Below are 1,150 nucleotides of genomic sequence, written 5' to 3'. Positions count from 1 at the left end.
AAACTTTATCTCAATTCTAAAATGCTAAAAAGCCTCAACACAATGTTGAGGCTTTTTTTTAATTAGGAGCTTGGCGATGTTCTACTTTCACATGGGCGAACCCACACTATCATCGACGCTGTTTCGTTTCACTTCTGAGTTCGGCATGGGGTCAGGTGGTACCAAAACGCTATATTCACCAAGCAAATTCGGTAATTTGCTTTTTATTATTTATTTTAGGCTTTAAAAAACCCGCTGCATTTAAGCAACGGGTTTCTTTAATTAGGAGCTTGGCGATGTTCTACTTTCACATGGGCGAACCCACACTATCATCGACGCTGTTTCGTTTCACTTCTGAGTTCGGCATGGGGTCAGGTGGTTCCAAAACGCTATAGTCACCAAGCAAATCTGGTTGACTTAAGAGCTTGTCTTAAATCTAAATCTGGAAAGCTTTTTTAAGTAAATGTCTACTTTAGTATCTTAATCTATTCAACTTCTGCGGGTCTTAAACCACTTTGGCGTTGTATGGTTAAGCCTCACGGGTAATTAGTACGAGTTAGCTTAATGCCTCACAGCACTTCCACATCTCGCCTATCAACGTTGTAGTCTTCAACGGCCCTTCAGTTAACTCAAGTTAAAGTGAGAACTCATCTCGAGGCTCGCTTCCCGCTTAGATGCTTTCAGCGGTTATCGATTCCGAACGTAGCTACCGGGCAATGCAATTGGCATCACAACCCGAACACCAGCGGTTCGTCCACTCCGGTCCTCTCGTACTAGGAGCAGCCCCTCTCAATTCTCAAACGCCCACGGCAGATAGGGACCGAACTGTCTCACGACGTTCTAAACCCAGCTCGCGTACCACTTTAAATGGCGAACAGCCATACCCTTGGGACCGACTTCAGCCCCAGGATGTGATGAGCCGACATCGAGGTGCCAAACACCGCCGTCGATATGAACTCTTGGGCGGTATCAGCCTGTTATCCCCGGAGTACCTTTTATCCGTTGAGCGATGGCCCTTCCATTCAGAACCACCGGATCACTATGACCTACTTTCGTACCTGCTCGACGTGTCTGTCTCGCAGTTAAGCTTGCTTCTACCATTACACTAACCGTACGATGTCCGACCGTACTTAGCAAACCTTCGTGCTCCTCCGTTACTCTTTGGGAGGAG

General features: G+C 46.7%; 3 rRNA genes. All 3 read right to left on the bottom strand.

Annotated features, from left to right (window positions below):
* Positions 1 to 68 precede the first annotated feature (68 nt).
* Positions 69 to 183, bottom strand: a 5S ribosomal RNA gene (gene rrf / locus ON073_RS20355).
* A gap of 84 nt (positions 184 to 267) precedes the next feature.
* A 5S ribosomal RNA gene (rrf, locus tag ON073_RS20350) occupies positions 268 to 382 on the bottom strand.
* Positions 383 to 504: 122 nt separating this feature from the next.
* Positions 505 to 1,150: ribosomal RNA gene (locus ON073_RS20345) — 23S ribosomal RNA — on the bottom strand; the annotation flags it as partial.

It is taken from the genome of Pseudoalteromonas sp. G4 (genome assembly GCF_028875915.1).
GTDB lineage: Bacteria > Pseudomonadota > Gammaproteobacteria > Enterobacterales > Alteromonadaceae > Pseudoalteromonas.
The sequence above is the reverse complement of the archived record's forward strand: the minus strand, read 5'-3'. Positions and strand labels throughout refer to the sequence as shown.